The sequence below is a fragment of the Legionella clemsonensis genome (assembly GCF_002240035.1).
GTDB lineage: Bacteria > Pseudomonadota > Gammaproteobacteria > Legionellales > Legionellaceae > Tatlockia > Tatlockia clemsonensis.
Window position 1 is genome coordinate 3,057,640 of record NZ_CP016397.1, and the last position, 21,114, is coordinate 3,078,753.

Here is a 21,114-nt window from a genome sequence, read left to right on the forward strand (position 1 = left end):
CCTCCACTTCTGTTTCTTACTTGATGGTGAGCGTACGTATATAGCCTATCTTTACGTTGCCTTCTAAAATTTAGTTGCTGTCTATTTGTTGAGCAATTTTTATAACAGCATCTGTAGTTTGCGTTGAATAATGCTTACTAGCACATTCAAGCTTTCTAAAAAATAGATCATCAAACCATTCTACAGTGTAAGTAAAGCCAAAGTTTTCATCTCCCATAACCTCAACAGTTGTTGTTTTACCGTTGACATCTTGGCGGACATCTTCTTTTGCTATAACAACAGAACCGTGACTGAGCTTAATGTTGTTTTCACTAAAAGAGCAATTTCCAACACTATTGTTTTTGAAAAACTGAATCACTCCTACCCATCCTTGCTGTTTTAAATAAGTTAAGTAAGGGGCAGCACCAATGTATTCATCAGCAACTGAAAATGGTACCGGCGTTGGCGTGTAAGCCATTTTTAAATCAGAACGTTCTTTTTTAGGTGAGTGCTTGTAGGATTAAAATCATTGCCGAAATTTTTAAAATCATGGGCTGCTGTGATTTTAATATTTAGAAGCTGCTCCGTAGAAGGATTGGTGGATTTAATATAACCAAATTTCTGAATGTCTTTTTTAACCTTAATTCGCTGATCTTTGGTTTCAGCATAACTTGCCATCTCTTTTTCTGGAATAATCTTTACTCCCGCATCAGGAGCTGGTAATTCCTGTTTCTCGAGATAAGCTCTTGTCCATGCCATGCGAGCTGCATTAATTTCTTCTTGTGTATCAGCATAAATTGGCAGAGCAGTTAGCGTCAATATTGCAAAAATTGTTTTTTTCATCATTTTTTCCTTTTTATGAAGCGATAATTAATCCCACCAACCATCATAGATACTGCAATCACCTACCGAGGTCATTACGTCTAGGCGTTCTTTCCCGTTTGGATAATAAAAATGAAATCCATTAACCCACCACTTATCACCTCGGCTAGAGTATGCTTCAGTAGCGTGATACACTGCTGCTCTCCAAGTATATTGAGTTCCTGTGTTTAGGATATGTAACGGTTTCGACCAACCCTCAGGAAAGTGATGACTCTCAACCCTCCAATAATAAGAATGTCCAGCATGCCATGTGACAGACTCATTAAACCCAAAACAATTGGCTCTGCTATGGGCGGTTGGACCCCAGACACCAGCATTAGATAAAGCAGGGAGAGTGACAAGAATAATACTTATCGTTTTTATTCACTTCATTGTAAAGGTAACTCCTGTTTTTTTATTAGAATTTTCCTTGTGCTGGTGGACTCTATCACCTACCAGTCGAGGAAAGAAAAGAAGCGATATATTTTATCAGATGAAAACAGAAAAACTTTAGTAGATTATAAAACAACATTATATACAAGAGGCAAAAGGCAAGATCTGACCCTCTGTTTTTCCAAGAGGCAAAAGGCAAGATCTGACCCTCTGTTTTTCGCTCCTCTTTTTTCCCACGAAAACAATGTGTTTTCTTATTATTCTAGGCCGCTAATTACTGCAACCCATTAAATTTAAGGAAAACTTAATGGGTTTCCTGATGTATTACCACGTAAAAATAAAACTTTTACCGGGTCATAACAAGACAAAGGTCTTAAAAGCAAGGCACCATTATTTGCTAAATTTTTCAGCAAAAGTGTAGCTTGCGGAAACACCGACAAAATTACTCGATACTTTTTGTCTAAATCGGGTATTGAAAGGGTGTGCGGATACTGTAGACATTTCCCTGTATTGAGTATGAAAATAATCAATACCAATGCTTAATTGATTCGTATAGGCAAAATCTATGCCTGCTCCAATTCTGCCACCTACTATTTTTTCCTGATTGTCAGTTTGTGAGCTGGACGCTGTTGCCAATTGGCGAAATTTTGAATTAGCGTAGGCTGCTCCTAAACGAGCACGTACTAACCATTGTTGATTAAAGCGGTATCCCGGTAATAAATCAGCCGTGAGATAATCCCTAATTCGCATAATATTCGTAAAACGTGTTTGGCTTAAGGTTACTCCAGGGCGATTCTTCACGGTTCCTGTCCGCTGAGGAAAATAGGTCCCTAATTCAGCGCCCAGATAAAAACCATGCATTGAGGTGCCCCCATAGCCTAGAAATACATCACCCATAAAAGTACTTTCATTTTGTGGAGGACTGTATATAGTAAACCCGGTAACCGGACTTTGAGTGGTTAATTTGAATCGGTCAAAACTTCCACCGATCCCGGCTCCGGCGTAAAAACCATCTTTTACATTCGCATAACAGAGAGTATTAAGAGAAATACCAATAAAAAGTACAGCAAACCGGTTCCAGTTTCTTCTTGTCATTTTTTTCCTTAAAAGTGCTATAAAAACTTTGAACTGAGATTATAAATAAACATACGATAGGAGTCTAATAGAAGAATGCCTTAAATGTTATCAATTAAAGTAACGTGTATAGTGAGTGATTTAGTATTTGGCTGTTGCATCACTGGCAGGAAAGGTATCTTTAATTTAACTTCAGCTCGACATAGCATAGCCAAATTTTCTTTAAGGGCATGGTTGAAGGTCATGCCTATATAATTTTTGTATTTAAATACTCTGGGAGCGTTTGTTGAAACAATTTTTAAAGGATGCACAGCTTAGTTTAACTGAGAGACCTGTTGTTCTTATTGCGAATGCCTTATTAGGTGGCTTCTATGGTCTCGTAGTTACATTAATTGCTTCTGATGTCGTTACTTTTTTAAACAGTAGTCAAATCGAAGAATTTATTAAAGACCAAGTAGAGCAATATGATTGTACTGTAGAAGATAATTACTCTATCTATTTTTCTGAAATTTGTTGTGAGTCTCCAATCGCCAAGAAAGCCCTAATATTAGCAGCTAAAATTTATGCGAATTCTACTTTATATCCTTCACCCCTTAGCACTTGGTCAATCGCAAGGAATGTTTGCATTGGTTCGCTGCTAGGATTTGCTATAGGTGTGGATAAAGCAAAGGAACTTGGACTGAGTAATAATCCGAATCGATTTAATTTTTCTTCTAAGCCACATACCAATTCATCTTCCAGTGAAGAATTAACTACCACACGAATAGGGCTTTAGTCCTTTCGTGTTGTATTAGGTCCCAATTCTAATTTCCACTCAATGACAAAGCTTTTATCCAGTGATTTGCTATATACATAAAATCTCCTGGCTAAAATAAGATATAAAAAGGACCTTATTGTCTCACTGCTTTTTCGCTATTTAACTTAACCTAAAATTTTAGAATGGAATGACTTTAATCTTAAAAATTTTCTATTCTTCTTCATTAATTCGAATATTAATAAACTGCCAAGGATCACTTTGATCAGAATGACTTGAATTGTTTCTGTCTCGCAGAGGAGTCCAATCTGTATAATAACCACCGACTTGGCCAAGATAAGGGTTGGCTATATTCAAGATATACTCATGGTCCATGTCTTCAGGTTCTGTAATTCCACGTTCTCGATTGTTAATTGCCCAAGCCATACCCGCTAAAACCCCGGCGGCAACTTGTAAGCTTGTCGCATTATTGTGATCCACTAATTTTCTAGCTTCATGGATGGTTAAATAAGAACCATACCAATAAGCGCCTTTTTTATTGCCCATTAACAACACCCCGAGCTCATCGTAACCATCAACTATATCGTTTAAAAGAATACGCTTTTCCTTTTGAGTGATGTAATTTCTTTGCACGAGCTCTTTTAAAGATAAAATAGCATCAGGACAGAGATGATAAGCATAATGAACTGTTGGTCTGTAATATACTTTACCCTCTTTGTGTAACGTTAAATATTCTGCAAGAGATAAAGACTCGGTGTGAGTAATTAAGAAACCGTTAATGGGACCAGAGTGAGGGGTCCAGGTACGGACTTGGGTCTCTGCTCCTGGCCGACTAAGGTATATGCCACAATTTGAACCAAAATTGTGATGGTTCGCATCAGGAGGCCAATGGCGCTCATGGCTTCCCCAACCTAGTTCAGCAGGTCGAACCGCTTCAGAAATTAAAGCATCTACTGACCATGTGTTTATAAACTCATTCTCTTTTTTAGCGTGATAGGAAATTTGTGTATCACGTTCAGAAATATGTATGGTTCTTATATCAAGATCGTGGGCCAATTGAGCCCATTCCACGGCTTTTTGTGGAAGAGCACAATCCAAATGATTATCGTTTGCCATGTTCCATAAAGCTTGTTTAAGAAAGTGGGAGACTAATCCAGGATTGGCTCCATGTCTTAGTACTGCGGTAGGCCCTTGTTTTTCAAGTTGTAAGGTAGCATCCCGCAACGCGTAATTAGAAAGTAGTTGGCTATTATCGCTATACCTTTCTTCCCAGCATTCAGCAGCCGCATCCAAATATAATAGTTTATTTAATTGGCAATATTTTATTAAATCAATACTGGACACGCCGACGGATAAGTTTAATAAAAAATCACCAGGTTTAAGAATAGAGGACAAAAGTTTTTGGTAGTTATTTTCTGTAACAGCAATTTCTTTGAATGAAACGCCATACTCTTTTGCCACATCTGCACCAAGATTATGTTTTGATAGGATAATAATTTGCGAGGGTTCTAATTTAAAATATTGAAATAAAAGAGGTAAAATTGCTTGGCCAATACTGCCGAATCCAAGAATTAGAATGTTATTTTTATAGCCTGTTTGAGTCACCGATTTAGCCATAATTACCCTTGAAAATAGAGGCTCTATTGATAATTATTTAAAGTATAGGTGTTTTACTAAACTCCAGAATTTTTATCGGTTTAAATTCAACTCCCTCACCTTAGTATAGTTCACAAAACAATAAGGTTGTTACCCGCAATAATTCAGCGTGCTGCCAATGCGTTTATTACTTTAGTTTTCTATAATATAGTTGATGGAAACAAACCACTAACAGGCTAAGGATTTACAGTTTAAATTACCCAGATTAACTTCATCGCACTCAATAAAAAGGGATTTAATAATGAAACGTTATGAAATGTATATTGATGGAAAATTTACTTCAGCCAAAAGCGGGGCTACTCGCGACATTATTGATCCCGGTAATGGCAAATTGATTGCAACCGTTCCAGAAAGTGGCAAAGAAGATGTTGTGGCGGCGATCAAGGCTGCGCGAAAGGCTTTTGATCAGGGTGAGTGGAGAAAAATATCCGCACTAGACAGAAGTAAATTATTGTTCAAAGTCGCAGAGTTGATTCGTGCCAATGCAAAAACCTTAGCAGAGCTTGAAACACGAAACTGTGGAAAACCGTTGACAGAAGCAGAATATGATGTGGTCGATGCAGCCAATTGTTTTGAATTTTACGCCGGCCTCGCTACTAAAATTCATGGCGAAACAATGTCGGTTCCAGCGAACTCTTTTAGTTATGTGGTACGTGAGCCAATTGGTGTGTGCGGACAAATTATTCCCTGGAATTTCCCACTCCTTATGGCAGCCTGGAAACTTGCTCCAGCACTTGCAGCAGGAAATACCCTCATATTAAAGCCTTCAGAACTGACACCGATAACGGCGCTTGAGTTATTCAAATTGATTGATCAATGTGAATTTCCCGCAGGTGTAGTGAATCTTGTTACTGGTCCTGGTGTAGAAGTAGGTGAAGAATTATCAACTAACTCGATGGTGGATAAAGTTGCATTTACTGGTGGAACAGTTACTGGGAAAAAAATAATGCAAGCCGCTACGGGAAATTTGAAACGAATATCACTAGAACTAGGCGGAAAAAATCCAAATATTGTCTTTGCGGACTGTGATTTGGAGATGGCAATTGATGGCGCTCTTTTTGGCGCTTTTGCCAATCAAGGCGAGGTATGCTCTGCTGGTTCGCGCTTGATTGTTGAGCGTTCTATTCACCAAAAAATAGTTAAAGGAATGTTGGAAAAAATTCCATATATCAAGCTAGGCCATGGTTTAGATCAAGGCGTAAAAATGGGGCCACTGGTTTCACGCACTCACCTCGAAAAAGTAGAAAATTATATTAAGATAGGGATAGATGAAGGTGCGAAATTAATCTGCGGCGGAAAACGCCCTAAAGGGGAAGCGTTTGAAAAAGGATATTTTTTTGAACCAACTATTTTTGATGAGGTAACGTCCACCATGCGAATCGCTCGAGAAGAAATTTTTGGTCCAGTACTCGCAGTCATCCCTTTTGACACGGAAGAAGAAGCCATTCAAATTGCAAACGATACTGAGTATGGATTAGCAGCCGCTGTATGGACTAAGAACCTTACACGTGCTCATCGCGTGACCTCTCAAATTCGTGCCGGAATTCTTTGGGTAAACCACTACCACCCCACTCATAATGAAATGCCTTGGGGTGGATACAAACAAAGTGGATCAGGTCGTGAGTTAGGTTTATATGGAATCGAAAGCTATCTTGAAATCAAGCAAGTGAATATTAATCTAGATGATGCACCAATTGGGTGGTACTAATGGATCGAATTACTATTAAAACACCCATACCAGGACCCAAATCAAAAAAATTGATGGAGGAGCGTTATAAACACGTTGCGCGAGGACCATTTCACACGACTCCCATCTTTGTGGAACGAACAAAAGGTTCGTTTATAGAGGATGTCGATGGCAATGTCTTCTTGGATTTCTCTTCTGGAATTGGCGTGATGAATATAGGACACTGTCCCCATGCGGTAGTCAATGCTATCCATGCACAAGCCGAAAAATTCATTCACACAAGTTTTAATATTCTCCCCTATGAAGGCTATATTAGAGTGTGTGAAAAATTAAACTATCACACCCCTGGCCGTTTTGAAAAAAAATCAATCTTGTTGAATTCTGGAGCGGAAGCTGTAGAAAATGCGATTAAGATTGCTCGTGCTTACACTGGAAAGCAAGCAGTGATTTGTTTTGATCATGCTTACCATGGTCGCACCTACATGGCTATGACACTGACAGCAAAGAATAAACCCTACAAGCATGGCTTTGGGCCCTTTCTTTCAGAAGTTCATCGTGCTCCCCTCCCGTATGAGTATCGTTGGCAGGGAAAAAATTGTGTAGAAGAGTGTTTCGATGATTTTTCTGAACTGGTTAATTTTCGCGTAGGCGTTGAAAATACTGCAGCAGTGATTTTAGAGCCCGTGTTAGGGGAAGGAGGATTCATACCCTTCCCAGTCCCCTTTTTACAAAAACTTCGTGAGTTTTGTACGACAAACCACATTGTTTTTATTGCAGATGAAATTCAATCTGGTTTTGGACGTACTGGAAATCTATTTGCCATGAAGACCATGGGGGTGGATCCTGACCTTACGACCTCAGCAAAGGGGCTCGGTGGTGGAACAGTGATCGCTGCTGTCACAGGGAAAGCGGAAATGATGGATGCTGCAATGGTAGGTGGGTTGGGCGGAACCTTTGGAGGAAACCCCTTAAGTTGTGCAGCAGCGCTTGAAGTATTTAAAATCTTTGAAGAAGGAAAACTTTTGAAAAATGTCGCTAACCTTTCAAAAGTCCTTCACTCCAAGCTTTCTAGTTTTAAAGAAAAATATACCATAGTGGGTGATTTTCGTGGTTTGGGTGTTATGCAGGCGATAGAACTGGTGAACGATAAAAGCACGAAGATACCCAATAAAGAAGCGGTGGATAAATTAACAAAATTTTGCCTAGAACATGGACTGGTAATTCTTGGCTGCGGAGGATACGGAAATGTAATCCGCCTTCTTATGCCCCTTTCTACTGAGGTAAATGATTTGGAAATTGGACTTTCTATCCTTGAAGAAGGCCTCAGGACATTATAAAAAAATCTAATCCTCTTCTTGTTGATAATTTTTGATTTAAATGTTAATATTTTGACCACTTAGACCGTTAATAGATACTTTAATGAAAAGAGGCCGACAAACACAAAGTAATGGTGCATCAATTTCGGAAGCTTGTTTTAACGATTTACTTAAACACCACTTAATTTCAGAAGAAATTTGGATGCCTAAGGAAAAAGGTAATCAGGCCGGTGTCATTCTCATTGATAAAAATTTTAGAAAAACCTTTGTAAAACGCTATGACCCACATGATTTCAATAATAATGAGTTAATTGATTTTGTTATTTTTACACTGGCAAAAAAATGTGGGGTACGGACTCCAGATGTAAGGCTTGCTTTTACCAGTGACTATGCCTATTTGTTGTCGACAGATATGAATTACTCAAAAAAGCCAGGTAAAAGCTATAGTTATCAAGATATTGATAACTTATCACATAGTGATTTTGACATAGATACCATTCATCAAGGTTTTTTTAAAAAAAGCGAAGCAATTTTTCGTGTCGATCAGATAGCAACAGCAGGATTATTAATTCTAAGCGTGGTTTTAAATTTAACCGATCTTAGTGATGCTAATCTAGGAATAGTCTTAAGTGAAACCACCAATCAAAAAAAGGCAAAAATAGCTTTAATGGACTTCAATTGCACAGACAAATCACTTCTGCAAGGCGAGCAAAATATATCATTTAAGCAATTTATTCTTGAAAAAGTAAGTTCTAAAAATCACTATTTGTTTGCTGTTGGCAAAACGCTTAGCGATTCCGATTATTATGCAGCTTTTGAGAAAATCTCCGCTAATTTTATGGACTCTCTAGAAGAAGCATCCGAGGTTGTTTCCGCAGCAAATAATGAGATAAAACAAAAAGATACGATGTCTTTTCTGTCTCTTTGGCAAAAAAATTTCGCCTTCCTATGGGATTTTGTCCGTCTTTCCAAGCAATCAATTATCGGCTCAAATTCTATTATTAATAATTAGTTAAACAAACTTATAATCATAAGGCCTGTCGAAATTGGTGGGGAGCATTTAGATTATTTACCGCTACCGATGCACCTAGCCGACAGAGATGCACTAAACATGCCTCTGTCGTTAAACAAAAACCGTTAAAGATGAGTATTATGAGGCAATCAATTTCATGATTCCTCAGTTTAAGCCAGGTGCGTGCTGTGTCAGAGCTGCTTATTTCGCGCTTGATGTAAGTACCCTTTGTCAGTGACTAAATGATTATGTCCCCATTACGTAGATAACTTGTGCTCCAACGACATAAGGTTCTATCATTTGAAGCACTTCAAAGAAGTTAAACTGTAAGTTCACATAGCTCAGCTTGCTTTTGTAAATCCTCAACTAGGGAAATAATACCCTCTACAGAGCGCTTCACCTCCCCTTTCGTAAAAGGATTGTAGGAATTAGTCGTATAAGCCGAATACATCATGGCCACTGGGAATACTACAGAGCGCATGGCTTGAAATGCCGAGTTACATAAGTAATTTGCCGTATCTAGAAAAAATGTTGGACTTCCACAATAGCCCGAGTAACCCAGGCAATAGGGGGTAATGCATAATATGCCTACAAAACCCATGATAGGGGCATAAATTAATCCCCCCAACCCAGCAAAAAAATCAACAAATATATTTCCTCCAAGCGACATACCCACATTAATATCGATGGGCTCCCCACTAAAAACAGACGGAACTGTCATTTTACTCCGTTCGATGTCTCGTGCGGTGTTTATAATGAGCTCACAATCAGGCTCTTTTTTTTGTAATTCTTCGTTTATAAATCGTGCTTTGCTTAAAAGCTCACTATAGAACTCATACTGTTTTTGTGCATTAAGTACTTTGTAATAATAAATTTCATTCATATCATCCATGGGTACACGCCAAGAAAAATGCTCCTTCTCACGAAAAATGGCATAGGTATTAAAAATTGCTTCTTTATCAACTGGTGCCTGTAAATGATCTCGATATTGAATTGAGGCGGCGGAGCCTATAACCGTCAAATAATAAGCCCATTGATCTTGGCAGATTGCAGCTAGCGTACTTTCTAAGTGTTTGCTAATACGATTGATTTTCGGTGATGCAAAAAACATATCTCTTCTCCAGGTTATTGGCTAAAAGAATTCATTAATGAATGATTTTCTTCTGATTCAACTTCTTCCCTTATCGTTCTTTTGCCAAGCGTTTGTTCTTTCTGATGTCTTGACTGATTCTCGCTATAGAAGTACTTTCTCTTTTTCTGCGGAAGGTTACTCTCCGAGAATGAATTTGATGTCTCCTCGCGCTCTTTTCCTTTAACGTCTGCTATGGCTTTTCTTTTGCCCAAGAGCAATGGCGTTGATGGCTTATTTTGGCTTCTGCTTTGTGACAATTTGCTCTCTTTTACAAAATGGTTAAAAGCCTGAGCAATTATTTTTTCTAATATCGATGGCTTAAAATCTTTCAGCTCAAGTTGGGCAATCGCATCAATAATATGTTTTTGCACGGTTGAAGAATTTATAGCATTCCTGTAATTTTCCAAAAATTTCCTGTAATGGTCAAAAGTAATTTCTTCATTTGCCTGAACTAAAATTTTACATAGGCCATCATAAATCATGTTGTGGTAATCCTTCGTTTTTATACGAAGAATTTCTCTATTTTTTTCCTCGTAAAAAAAATTCATATGTTCGTGGCGCCATTTACGAAATGCAAGTGTCGCTAAACGAAAACAAAATTGACGTTTTTCTTCCAAAACTTCTTGTTTCAAACGTTCATTTTTTATATGGCTCTCAATAAAAAAGTTAAGAAGCTCATTCATAAGGCTATTGTTAAGCTTTAATGGTAATAAGCTCGCAGTAAAAATTTGAGATATATGGAAACGTATCTCATCAGGCATTGAATATATATTAAAGTAGCTTAGAGAGGATAGGTTCCATATACATTCCAGAGAATCAAATAAATTTAAAATACTCATAGAAGATTGATGAAATACATTTTTTGCTGATTGCTGAGCCTCCGAAGTAGCTGTTTGCTTATTGAATAATTTTCCGAGCAACTCTTCTTCTTGACGCTTTAACAACAAATCCAGCCCTTTTCGAGTGAGTAATCTTTTGTGATTAAACTCTAAAAGGCCTCTCACTAGACAATTTAAAACTACTTTTTCTATAAGAACTTTATTATTATTTTGAAATGCCCATTGAAGAAAGGATGGAAAAGTGAGACAGTCGTATTGCGTTGATGTCAGTAGCTCCATGCTAATATTAAAAAATTTTCGCGACTCAAGGATTAAAAGCGCTAAATCCAATCGCCCCTCACGTGCAAGTATCCGTAATGTATCACTATATTGCAGCACCAATTCATAGGGAGCATCACTATTCGTTTGAAGAGAATTGGTCAACATAGTCTCAACCAACTCCCATTGGTTATCTGCTATAGCCAACCGCAATACAGATATACCTCTATGTCTTATATCTGCGGGATAGTCATCAATATTTGCCTGAGGAAATTTCTCAATTATTTCTTTAATTAGCGCCCACTGTTTATCTTTTGCTGCCAACCAAAGGACAGTCATTCCTCGCCAACGTCCTTCCTCGGGATTGGCATTCATATTTACCTGAGGAAACTTAGTAATGATTTCTTTAACTAATTCCCATTGATTGTTTTGTGCTGCAATCCAAAACGCAGTAGTGCCTTTATTAGGACCTATTTCAGCTGCAGCATTGATATTGGCATGAGGAAACCTATGAATTAATTTTTTAAGAATCGCCCATTCTCGATAAAAAGCCATAACCCAAAGTATGGACATCCCTTTATTCTCACCCTGAGCAGGACAGGCATCGATATTTATGTCTGGGTATTTGTGCAAAATGAAATCAAATAAAATACATTGTCTGTTTGTAGCAATAAGCCAGGCAATAGTCTTTCCTTTGTGATCGCCTTCTCTAGGCGCTGCGTTAATATCTAAATTAAAAAATAACAACGCTTTTTGCACAGCGGGCCAAAATTTTTTCGCAACCAAAAACCATAATAAGGGTAATCCTTGATTGTCTGACTCACTCGGGAAAAATTGCACATCTGCTGACATTAAATAGTCAGCAATCGAACGCCAGTTAGTTGAACTGGCTGCCCAAGACCATAAAGAAGGTGTAGTGTGAGGCTTGTAGTGTATATCAGCACCTAATTGCACCAATGCTTTCATTGCTTCAAGATGTCCTCCTTTTGCGGCAGCCATTAAAGGGGTGGTGTTATCTACAGAATGCAATTGGTTAGGGTTATAGCCAAAATTTAAGATTAAATGCCGAATTTTTACAATATCGCCTTCATAAGCGGCTTGATGTAATTGATTGTTCATTTTTCACTCAAACGATAAATAGAATAGACTATTGAATTGAGTAAAATTAGGATAGAGAAAAAACTTCTTAGTACTATTCCCTTTTGGAATGCACGTTAACTATAGCAACTCTAAAGATTGCAAGGAAATAGTTTTGTAGGCGGATTTTCCATTTGATTAACCTCTTCAGCATACTTATTATTTAAGATAATGTTAATTATGTGAGAACATCCATGCGACTTCTTTTAGCTATCTTTTTGCCGTTTCTCGTTTTTTTTACCATAGGAAGACCCCTGGCAGGGATAATATGCTTAATTTTGCAAATCACGCTAATCGGATGGATACCTGCGGCTTTATGGGCTGTCTATTCTCTCTCTCAGTATAATTTTGATAAAAAATTGCGTGAACATCACCAAAGCAAGAAGTAATGTAGTTCATTGAGCGCCAGTAAATGGCCAATATTAAGATTTTTGCTAGAAGTTCAAATACTTGCCACTGATAAATACATTTATACTACAAATCAGTTACAGCGAAATATCTCTTGATTTAATTCAATAAACGACTCCTTCTTAAGAAAATTTTTTATCTAGTAAACTAGTTTTTTTTCAATTCAATTAGATGCTCTTCAGTTTCATCAATTTCCTTTTGGATATCTAATAACCTAAACCCTCCCATTACGATCGCAATTAAAGAACCAACCGTAGCCCCCCCTACCACATTCGGAGGTATAAATCGCGTTAGTAATTTAGAAGCACCAGCATATCCTGCCAGAGAGGTAAACAAGCCTAGAGACATAGAGAAGGATTGTGTATCAACAGAAACATAATAAGAAAAGAGGCCTGCTACCATGCCGCTTATCTGTGCTCCTAAAACCATTAGGCCGTCTGTAGGATAGCCATTTTTAAGTACTGCCCCTAATGCTGCGGCGCTTACAGTCGTGAGAGCAATGGCATTAAGTTGGTAGGAGCTATTATTAAGTTTATTTAGCTTTCTTTCACAATGCATAATCCTTAATTGTCTAGTCAGTTGTCCAAAAAATAACTTTTCCTCTTTAAACTTTACTATTTCATCAAGCCGTTGCCCTGAATATTTGCATTTGGCCAAAGGAATTCGTTGATTACTTATTAGGCTATTAAAACGGGTATCGACTTGAGCCAGAGTAGCCAAATCTTCTAGATCACTTAAAACATTAATGATATGAGTCAGACTTTCGTTCGGAAGTTTGGCAAAAGAGTTACACTCAGAGGTTGCCCTGGCAAAAAAAAGAAACTCATGATCCATAAAATTCACTTTGCTTTTCTATTTGCCATTAAGGATAATAATTGTAATTTCAAAATACAATAGTACACCTATAGCATTATTGTATAGAAGTTAATCGGGTCTTATTCCTCTCACTGGTTCATTCTCTTCTCCTTTCGTTTCCTTTTCAAGGCGCTCAATCTCTTGCAACTTTGATTTAAATTCCGTGGTCAATAATTTAGAGTCTTCCTCTAATTCCCCCTCATCAAATTCTGCACCGCTTGGGAGTGGTCTTTTCTTGCTGAATCCGAACTGCCTGGCTCTCCTAAGTCTTCATATACTGCCAAACTTGTCGCTGAGGATTCTCCTGCTTCAGATGAAAGAAGCCCATCTCCTGAGAAATCTACCTCCAGGGGAAAGGAGGGACGGGAACATCAACTATTAACTTCGTCTTGGTGTTTAAATAGGTTTTGAAGTGATTTTTCTGCAGATGAAGGCCTTTCAATATGAAAACTCTTTCCATCTCGAATGTTACCATCTTCCTCTTTAAGTTTTTCTGTGGCATTCCAAACAGGTTCACTGAATTTTTTCCCGTGAAGTGTAAACTTTTCCCTTTGCTCTTCTTTTCAATTTAGAGATAGCTTCAGTCAATTCCCGCTGTGCGTCCTCCTGCAAGCAGCTGGTGTTTAAAGCTTTCGGGATGAATCGCAAGAAAACCTCCAAGGGCAATCAAAGAACCGTGACCAAGCACTTTGAGATATTCTTTTTTGGATAAAGGTTTTTTAGCCTCTTTGAATTCCATCAACCGATTATTTTTTAATAACCAATCCCCAGAAACGTTCTTTGCAAAATAAACATGATATTGTGATTTGATTTCCTCTTTTTATGTTTAGGCATGATACCCCCTTAATAAAGAGTATAGCTGTTCAAATCCATTTTTAACTATATAGAAGGGATTGCTTCCGATTGCAATGAGCTATCAGAAGCAAATAGAGGGTCAGAGCTTGCCTTTTGCCTATTGCATATAATGTTGTTTATAATTCTACTAAAGTTTTTTCTGTTTTCATCTGATAAATATATCGCTTCTTTTCTATTCCCTCGACTGGTAGGTGATAGAGCCCACCAGCAAACTCAATGCGAAGATCTTACCATCGCTAATCCTGAACTTATTAATTCCTTTGAAAGAAAATTTCAAGAATGAAACCCCTGGCTCGCTGTCTTTTAAGGATAGAGGCAAAAAGCAAGATCTGACCCCTTTGATGTGACCCCTTTGATGCGCTGAACGCTGGGATGATAAATACCCTCAGATAAGCCGCTCTTGGCAGAGTCATTGGCATAACCTCAATACCTTATTCAATTACCCAGAAGATATTCGAAAGGCTATCTATACAACCAATGCCATTGGTCCTTAAACAGCGTCATCCGGAAGGCCACTAAAAAAAGAAAGCTGTTTCCTTCTGATGACTCTGCTAAAAAAGTGGTTTATCTTGCTATAATGGACGCTTCCAAAAAATGGACTATGCCCATTAGAAATTGGAAAGCTGCCTTTAAACCGCTTTATAATTGAGTTTGAAGAGCAGTTAATTGATTTTGTTTAAACTATGGCAATTACACAAAATGATTACAGTGTCAATTTTCTCTCATTCAGATTAATCTCTAAAATTGCGAATTAAGGTACATTTGCGAAAAAAATGTTTTCCAAAAAATATCAAAAATAATTGAGCTAAACAATCAGCTTTTTTTCCAACTAAGAAGCTATCTCCTTCGCAAATATCGTTTAGCATTTCTGTAGATACATCTAACACTGAGGCAAGTCTATTAATATCCATTTCACTATATTTTGTTAAAACATCAATTAAAATTTTTTGTTTGTTCCCTACACTACAGAAATCAATTTTAACGGATAATTCTGGAAACTCTAATGCACAACTCATTTAACTACTCCTAAAATAACCTAATTAGATAATTAGCCATTTTAGTTAATTGATTTTATTTTTCGACCTGTAAAAAATACGCTTAGATCAAAGTTATTGTATATTTGAACCTTTCAAAATTTGAATCAATTGATCTTTATTTAATATTCTACCTACGCCGTCTTGAAGTTTTTGTTTTATGTCGAGAAGGTATCCTTCGATTGTCCTATGCGATATTCCTATTGTTTTTGAAATTTGCAAATAGCTTTGCGCATTCTGCCTGTCGTTGAGTTAAATAAAGATCATCCGACTCGTTTAAAATAAAATATCTATTAATTTTGGTGCTCTCAATAAACTCTTTTCTTACTTGATTAGATAACACAATATTGTTTACCCGCTCAGTATTTATTTTTTGAGGTGAAGGGAGGTATATTTTATTTTCTTCAGCTGCTTTCAAAATCTCTTGTGCTCGATCAGTAAAAAAGTGAATAAATCGTTGTAGGAGATCGATATTTCCAGCGTAAAAATTATTAATTTCATGATTTCACGATTAGCACCAAAGATATAAAGATAAGTTACATCAGTCCGTTTAATGACAAAGCTTATTCCATGATCAATATTGAAAAAATCTCTACCTTGTAAGTAAACAGGAGACTTTTCATCCATTTCAGACCATAAAAAATATCCTTTGGGTAGAAGATGTTCAATATCAATTGCTCCTACAGTATCGTATAAGGCATTTTTATAAAAATGATCGATCCAATCAGCATTATTTGTAAGAAGCTCTCTTGAGCAGTCATTGTGATAGATCTTGAGATAATTAAAATAAGTAATACCAATCGGATTCAATATAGGATCGCAGATTTGCTGAATAAGCTTACTGCTGGTCAAAGAAAAGTGCTTTTCTAAATTTAGACCTCTCATATCTAATTTCCTATTTTTTAACGAGTTTCTGATTCCAATGAACAGCCTGTTAACAGTTCAGATAGTAATAATAATGGGCAGGCATTAATTATAGGTATTTGTGCTTGAGTGTTAGATACAAAACCGTGCTTTTCAGCATTGGCTATAAAAGAAAACAAACCATCAAAATATCCATTAATATTTAGAAATCCAAAAGGCTTATTAAAAACACCTATTTTAATAGCATTCCAGGTATCAAAAGCTTCTTCTAGAGTGCCTAAACCACCGGGCATTACAATAAATGCATCTGCTTTTTGCTGCATCAGCATTTTCCTTTCTTGCATCGTTTTGGTGATAACAAGTTCATCTAGCGATGCTAATGGTTTTTCTAAGGCAATAAGATTTTCAGGGATGACTCCTGTTACCTTTCCTCCTAAATTCGTGACACTCGTTGCTAGTAGTCCCATTAAACCTAAGCTTGAACCTCCATAAACCAAACGTATATTCGAATGAGCTATTTGATTTCCTAATTGAATCACAACCTCTTTAAAGAGCGTCGAGTTACCAAATTTCGCCCCCAGATAAACACCTATTGATTTCACATTCATCGCCAAAAATGAAAAGAATAGAAGATAACTTATAAATAATTTATTTAATATACGTAGAAAATACGTGTTGTTGTTCAGATTGTTTTTGACTCCAAGCAGGATAAAATTCTAAAGACTTTGTATCTGGCCACTAGTCTTAGCCTGACTAAATAATCAGGAGTGCTTAGTGCTACACGCCGTTATACTTCAAACGACGATGTTGCTTAAAGGATAACGGACTGGAAGTTTTTTGACCTTATTTCATCTCGCCGCTCTGATTAAAATCTATGTTTTTATATTAGAATACAGGTGGACGAAGAGGGCCCTTCATTGTCTTTCTCTCTTTTTACCTCATCCAGGAAGACTTTGCCTCCTTTTTTTAAGTTCAATTTAGCACCTGAGAGTTTAGGTATCGATTGTGAGGAAGCAACTGAGGTTTCAAGCATTTTAATGCCAAAATTCAAGGAATGAATCACTCTTATTTCACTGTTCACTAATCGTTGCACACTAGGCTGATATATTCCAGAGGCGTTTCTTCGACAGCAGAAACACTAAAAAATGAGCTGGACGCAATTTTATTCGACTCCACATTGTTGTGTTCAAACAATGCTTTCATCGCCTTACTGAAAAAGGGAATGCATGATGCATTGTCATTAAAACTTCGATAAAAAGGACAGGCAAAGCCTTCTTCTCCGAGTTGAAAAAAAACCTTCCCATCCACTTCTCTATAAAAATCTTTACTCGCATAAATGGATAAGGTGATGGTAGAAATTTTTAAACTACCCTCATCGATTTTCTCACCGGCGAGATATTCTCTTGCTTTTAAATAAGTTGCAATAGTCTTGTATAAATCAGCTGGAATTTTATCTTTATCTGCCAAAGTATAAGATGACTTGAAGGTAGCATGCCTCATGGTTTCATAAGCGGATTCATCAATAAAAATCCTTAGGGAAACAGGTGTAAGCCCCTCTTTTAATCGACCTACATACTCAGAGACAAGATGTTTGGTATGAGCAAGAACGCCTGGCAGCTCTGTCACTTTATTGAGTGAGCGTGTTGCCCCAGAGACTTTGTATTTCACTTCAACAGCATAGCGCAACGTCTCATTCACTTGATTCTCAGCATTAAAAACTTGAGGATGAATAATACCCCGCAAACCTCCACTGCCTACAAAGTAGTTGGTATCTGGATACTGCTCTTTTAGTTCATTAAAGTCTTTGATTTCTTGATATTCAATTTTAATCCCAATTCGTGCTCATACTCTCTTAATGTTTTTTCCAAATCACTAATAATGACTTTTGTAGGGATACTATCAAGAAGCTCGCCAAAGCCTTGACTTCTGTCCATGCCAGCAAAAGAACTCTGTTCAACATACATTGCATGATTTCTTATGGGATAACGTCAGTCATACATGTATGCCATTTAACCAAACAAGTCCTTTATAATAACAAATAAAAATTTTTTTGCATTCACTAAAAAATAGACCTTGTGATGAACGGTAATATTCTGTGTAATCAAAAGAGGATATTATTTGGCAAAAGATTTAAAGGCTTGCCGTTGAATTGAAAGGAGTTTAGATCATGCAAAAAATAACCCCTCATTTATGGTTTGACAAGGAAGCAAAGGAGGCTGTCGAGTTTTATATTTCCTTATTTCCTGACTCCAGGATTACCAATGTCACCACCCTTCACGACACGCCATCAGGAGATTGTGATGTTGTTTCTTTTGAACTTTCCAAGCAATCGTTTATGGCAATTAGCGCGGGCCCTTTTTTTAAATTTAATCCTTCGATTTCATTGCTTATCAATTTCAATCCTTCGCAGGAAAGAGATGCAGAGGAAAAACTCCATAAACTATGGCGCGAGTTGAGCTGTGAAGGAAAAGCACTCATGCCACTTCAGGAATATCCTTTCAGCCAATGTTATGGCTGGATTGAGGACAAATTCGGTCTTTCCTGGCAACTGATTCTTTCAGACTCCGATGCTGAAAAGCGATCATTTATTACACCCTCTCTCATGTTTGCAGGCAAGATGTGTGGCAAAGCCGAAGAAGCGATTAACTTCTACACCTCGATTTTCGACAACTCCAGGCAGGGTATTATCGCTCGCTATAACGCGAAGGACACATCCAATAAAGAGGGGACAGTCATGTTTGCCGACTTTATGCTTGCAGGACAATGGTTTGCTGCCATGGACAACGCTCAAACTCACGATTTTACATTTAATGAAGCGATATCCTTTGTGGTGAACTGTGAAACCCAGAAAGAAATTGATTATTATTGGGAGAAACTCTCTGCAGTACCGGAAGCGGAACAGTGCGGCTGGCTAAAGGACAAATACGGCCTCTCATGGCAAATTTCACCAACAGTTCTCGAGGAAATGATGCAAAAAGGCACTCGGAAGCAAGTGGATCAGATAACACAAGCATTCTTGACCATGAAAAAATTTGATATTGCCACTCTCAAACGCGTTTATGAGGCAAAATAACTAAATTTCTCATGAGGAGAATCTGAATTGTAAAATTAATTAGATTCAGAGAAGGTTGCCCAAATCAAGCGGTGAATCATTCATTTCTGTCTCTTTTTTAAGAGTAGACACTTCTTTTTTTATCGCTTCTTGCGCTTCTTTTAATTTTTGTCTTAGTTTTTCTATTTCTTCCAGATAGGGTTTAGCATCTTTTTCAAGATACTTGGTAGCAATATTTGCAATTTTTTCATTAAGCTCAATTTTTTCAAGCCACTTATCATTAGGGAAATTTTGCTTATGGTCTGATAGCATTTTGTTGTAAGCGTTCTCAAGCGCAAGTGATGCATTTTTAATAATAGTGGGTACTTCGTATTGGACAGCAATTTTTAATGCCAATTCAGCATGCTCTATAGCATCCTCTATTCTGTCCGTATGAAAAAAAACTTTCGCCTGATTAGAATAGATTTTAGATTTTTCAGCATGTAATAAAGATGAGGATTGATGACTGGGAGTATAATTCTCATAGATTTCCAGGGCAGATTTATAAAGTAGTTCTGCTTCCTTCATATCGGACTTAAAATGCTGCTGCTTATTCTTTTTCTCTATGGCTGAACGGAATTTTTCATCAGCAGATTTCTTTAATCGGTCAGCTAGACTAATTAATCCTCGCTCTATTTTTTCCAAATCCTCAAGCTGTTCACCACCTGTCTCCTTCGCCTTTATAAATCCCTTTTTATACATGCTGAAGGCTTCCAGCAAATCCCTATTCGCCAATTCATTTCTTTTGAACTGATAACTGCTTGTGACCTCTTTAAGATGGCTCTGGATAACTTGACTGATTGCAGTATTATATTGACCTGCATGAATCGACAGCTCCAACGGCGTTACCCGAATAGCATCCACAAGCTCAATAGCACAGCGCACTCCATTAGCAACGCCTGTACCAAAACGATACTCAGGACTCATTAATGCATCGCCACATACCACCACGGGAATGGCATAGTTCTTAGTATTAACAGGATTAGGTACATATTTAGGATCAACATCGAAGGGAAGAAATTTTAGTCGTCCCTCCTCTCTCTTAAACACAATAGATTGTCCTGTCTTTAAGAGTAACAAATCTTTCAAGTAGGCTTCTTGTACTTTAATGTCTTCTCGGGCAATTTTTTCAGGAATTTCAAAATAAAAACAGTAGCGGGCATCTTCGCCTTCTTTAGTCCATTTTGAGACCACCATTTCGGGTTCAGCAAATTCTTTCCACCCATGTTTTTCACGTAAATCCTCCATCGCCTTGGCATAAACAAGCGGATCCTGACTATTCAAATCCAGTATTTTGCATCGCTTGCTATTTTCTTCATCCATGTGAACATAGGCAATAAAATGATTTTTGAGAGGGTTTTCAGCAATCGTTTGAATACTAAAGGTAGAGTCTTCACCAAATTTTTGAGTAGTAAATCTGGCAACAGCTCGGCTCTCACCGCTGCAATCAATGAGCAAATCGCAAGAAAGTGTTTCTCCTTCTTTTGTTTTTATTTGATTTTTTTCCAGTTCGGCAAATGAGCTCTGGATCAGAGTAACACCATGGTTGATTGCAGACTCGAGTAACGCGCGCTGCAGATCTGCTATAAAAACAGAATTTGCGGGCTCACCGCGAGAATCCGGTACACTAATTTCTGGTATTCCCTTTGATTGAAAGGAAGAATTTATAATTTGTACCGCTTGTTTGGCAATAATGCCTGGTCTCTCATAACTGTTAGCACGTGAATCGAGAACAGTGACATGAATATTCTCACCATACCTCTTTTTTAAAAGAATTGCAGCGTACAACCCAATTGGCCCAGAACCAACAATGGCAATATGATGTTTCTTTGGCCTTAGCATGATTTAATCCTGCCTCTAGATTCCTACTATAAATATAGTCAATTTAGCTTTCTCATGCCTCTCAATC

The 21,114-nt window shown here is 37.5% G+C and carries 21 protein-coding genes and 1 pseudogene; 7 read left to right on the forward strand and 15 right to left on the reverse strand.

Translation table 11 applies throughout. The features are described from left to right. Positions 1–70: 70 nt before the first annotated feature. The 3 genes from clem_RS13645 to clem_RS13665 all read right to left on the reverse strand — a co-directional run bounded on the left by clem_RS13645 (position 71) and on the right by clem_RS13665 (position 2,328). Positions 71–457: a hypothetical protein gene (locus clem_RS13645; RefSeq protein ID WP_094092048.1), complete on the reverse strand. Its 387-nt coding sequence runs from the start codon at positions 455–457 to the stop codon at positions 71–73. Positions 458–459: 2 nt separating this feature from the next. Then, on the reverse strand, positions 460–825 hold the full coding sequence (locus clem_RS13650) for a hypothetical protein (protein ID WP_157698256.1): 366 nt from the start codon (positions 823–825) through the stop codon (positions 460–462). A gap of 798 nt (positions 826–1,623) precedes the next feature. Beyond that, positions 1,624–2,328 (reverse strand): outer membrane protein, encoded by a 705-nt coding sequence (locus clem_RS13665; protein ID WP_094092052.1) that lies wholly within the window; start codon positions 2,326–2,328, stop codon positions 1,624–1,626. Between the two features lie 265 nt (positions 2,329–2,593). On the opposite strand from clem_RS13665, the gene clem_RS13670 reads away from it, so the two are divergent. Further along, positions 2,594–3,082: a hypothetical protein gene (locus tag clem_RS13670; protein ID WP_094092053.1), complete on the forward strand. Its 489-nt coding sequence runs from the start codon at positions 2,594–2,596 to the stop codon at positions 3,080–3,082. Positions 3,083–3,274: 192 nt separating this feature from the next. On the opposite strand, the gene clem_RS13675 is transcribed toward clem_RS13670, so the two are convergent. Continuing rightward, positions 3,275–4,678: a saccharopine dehydrogenase C-terminal domain-containing protein gene (locus clem_RS13675; protein ID WP_094092054.1), complete on the reverse strand. Its 1,404-nt coding sequence runs from the start codon at positions 4,676–4,678 to the stop codon at positions 3,275–3,277. Between the two features lie 280 nt (positions 4,679–4,958). Between clem_RS13675 and clem_RS13680 the strand changes: the two genes are divergently transcribed. The 3 genes from clem_RS13680 (at position 4,959) to clem_RS13690 (ending at position 8,732) form a co-directional block, all read left to right on the forward strand. After that, positions 4,959–6,425: an aldehyde dehydrogenase family protein gene (locus clem_RS13680; protein WP_094092055.1), complete on the forward strand. Its 1,467-nt coding sequence runs from the start codon at positions 4,959–4,961 to the stop codon at positions 6,423–6,425. After that, positions 6,425–7,741 carry an aspartate aminotransferase family protein gene (locus clem_RS13685; protein WP_094092056.1) on the forward strand — a complete coding sequence of 439 codons (1,317 nt, stop codon included), beginning with the start codon at positions 6,425–6,427 and terminating at the stop codon, positions 7,739–7,741. Before clem_RS13680 ends, clem_RS13685 begins: the two co-directional genes overlap by 1 nt. Before the next feature lie 82 nt (positions 7,742–7,823). Continuing rightward, positions 7,824–8,732: a hypothetical protein gene (locus tag clem_RS13690; protein ID WP_094092057.1), complete on the forward strand. Its 909-nt coding sequence runs from the start codon at positions 7,824–7,826 to the stop codon at positions 8,730–8,732. Between the two features lie 319 nt (positions 8,733–9,051). On the opposite strand, the gene clem_RS13695 is transcribed toward clem_RS13690, so the two are convergent. Together clem_RS13695 and clem_RS13700 are read right to left on the reverse strand one after the other, a co-directional pair. Further along, the gene (locus clem_RS13695; protein ID WP_094092058.1) at positions 9,052–9,843 is read right to left on the reverse strand and encodes a hypothetical protein; all 792 of its coding nucleotides are present in this window, start codon (positions 9,841–9,843) and stop codon (positions 9,052–9,054) included. Between the two features lie 14 nt (positions 9,844–9,857). Then, on the reverse strand, positions 9,858–12,080 hold the full coding sequence (locus clem_RS13700; RefSeq protein WP_094092059.1) for an ankyrin repeat domain-containing protein: 2,223 nt from the start codon (positions 12,078–12,080) through the stop codon (positions 9,858–9,860). A 212-nt stretch (positions 12,081–12,292) separates the two neighbouring features. Here clem_RS13700 and clem_RS13705 point away from each other — a divergent pair, with 212 nt between their 5' ends. Further along, a complete protein-coding gene (locus clem_RS13705; RefSeq protein ID WP_094092060.1) occupies positions 12,293–12,487 on the forward strand; it encodes a YqaE/Pmp3 family membrane protein in 195 nt (64 codons plus the stop codon). Between the two features lie 166 nt (positions 12,488–12,653). Here clem_RS13705 and clem_RS13710 read toward each other — a convergent pair whose 3' ends face one another. Beyond that, a complete protein-coding gene (locus clem_RS13710; protein ID WP_094092061.1) occupies positions 12,654–13,340 on the reverse strand; it encodes an F-box protein in 687 nt (228 codons plus the stop codon). A gap of 601 nt (positions 13,341–13,941) precedes the next feature. Continuing rightward, on the reverse strand, positions 13,942–14,100 hold the full coding sequence (locus tag clem_RS14930; protein WP_157698257.1) for a hypothetical protein: 159 nt from the start codon (positions 14,098–14,100) through the stop codon (positions 13,942–13,944). A 478-nt stretch (positions 14,101–14,578) separates the two neighbouring features. Here clem_RS14930 and clem_RS13715 point away from each other — a divergent pair. Further along, positions 14,579–14,896: pseudogene (locus clem_RS13715) on the forward strand (transposase); the annotation flags it as partial. 51 nt (positions 14,897–14,947) lie between these two features. Here clem_RS13715 and clem_RS13720 read toward each other — a convergent pair. The 6 genes from clem_RS13720 to clem_RS15230 form a co-directional block, all read right to left on the reverse strand. Then, complete coding sequence (locus clem_RS13720) at positions 14,948–15,232, reverse strand: hypothetical protein (protein WP_094092062.1); 285 nt, start codon at positions 15,230–15,232, stop codon at positions 14,948–14,950. Positions 15,233–15,437: 205 nt separating this feature from the next. Continuing rightward, entirely contained in the window at positions 15,438–15,668 is a 231-nt protein-coding gene (locus clem_RS13725) for a hypothetical protein (RefSeq protein WP_094092063.1), read from the reverse strand. Further along, positions 15,665–16,135, reverse strand: a complete 471-nt coding sequence (locus clem_RS13730) for a hypothetical protein (protein WP_094092064.1) — start codon at positions 16,133–16,135, stop codon at positions 15,665–15,667. Before clem_RS13730 ends, clem_RS13725 begins: the two co-directional genes overlap by 4 nt. Before the next feature lie 17 nt (positions 16,136–16,152). Then, positions 16,153–16,716 (reverse strand): LOG family protein, encoded by a 564-nt coding sequence (locus clem_RS13735; protein WP_408606871.1) that lies wholly within the window; start codon positions 16,714–16,716, stop codon positions 16,153–16,155. 478 nt (positions 16,717–17,194) lie between these two features. Next, a complete protein-coding gene (locus tag clem_RS15225) occupies positions 17,195–17,857 on the reverse strand; it encodes a hypothetical protein (RefSeq protein ID WP_232505498.1) in 663 nt (220 codons plus the stop codon). A 44-nt stretch (positions 17,858–17,901) separates the two neighbouring features. After that, entirely contained in the window at positions 17,902–18,078 is a 177-nt protein-coding gene (locus tag clem_RS15230) for a hypothetical protein (protein WP_232505499.1), read from the reverse strand. A 203-nt stretch (positions 18,079–18,281) separates the two neighbouring features. Between clem_RS15230 and clem_RS13750 the strand changes: the two genes are divergently transcribed. Beyond that, positions 18,282–19,187 carry a VOC family protein gene (locus clem_RS13750; RefSeq protein WP_094092066.1) on the forward strand — a complete coding sequence of 302 codons (906 nt, stop codon included), beginning with the start codon at positions 18,282–18,284 and terminating at the stop codon, positions 19,185–19,187. Between the two features lie 45 nt (positions 19,188–19,232). On the opposite strand, the gene clem_RS13755 is transcribed toward clem_RS13750, so the two are convergent. Beyond that, on the reverse strand, positions 19,233–21,047 hold the full coding sequence (locus clem_RS13755) for an NAD(P)-binding protein (RefSeq protein WP_094092067.1): 1,815 nt from the start codon (positions 21,045–21,047) through the stop codon (positions 19,233–19,235). Positions 21,048–21,114: the final 67 nt, after the last annotated feature.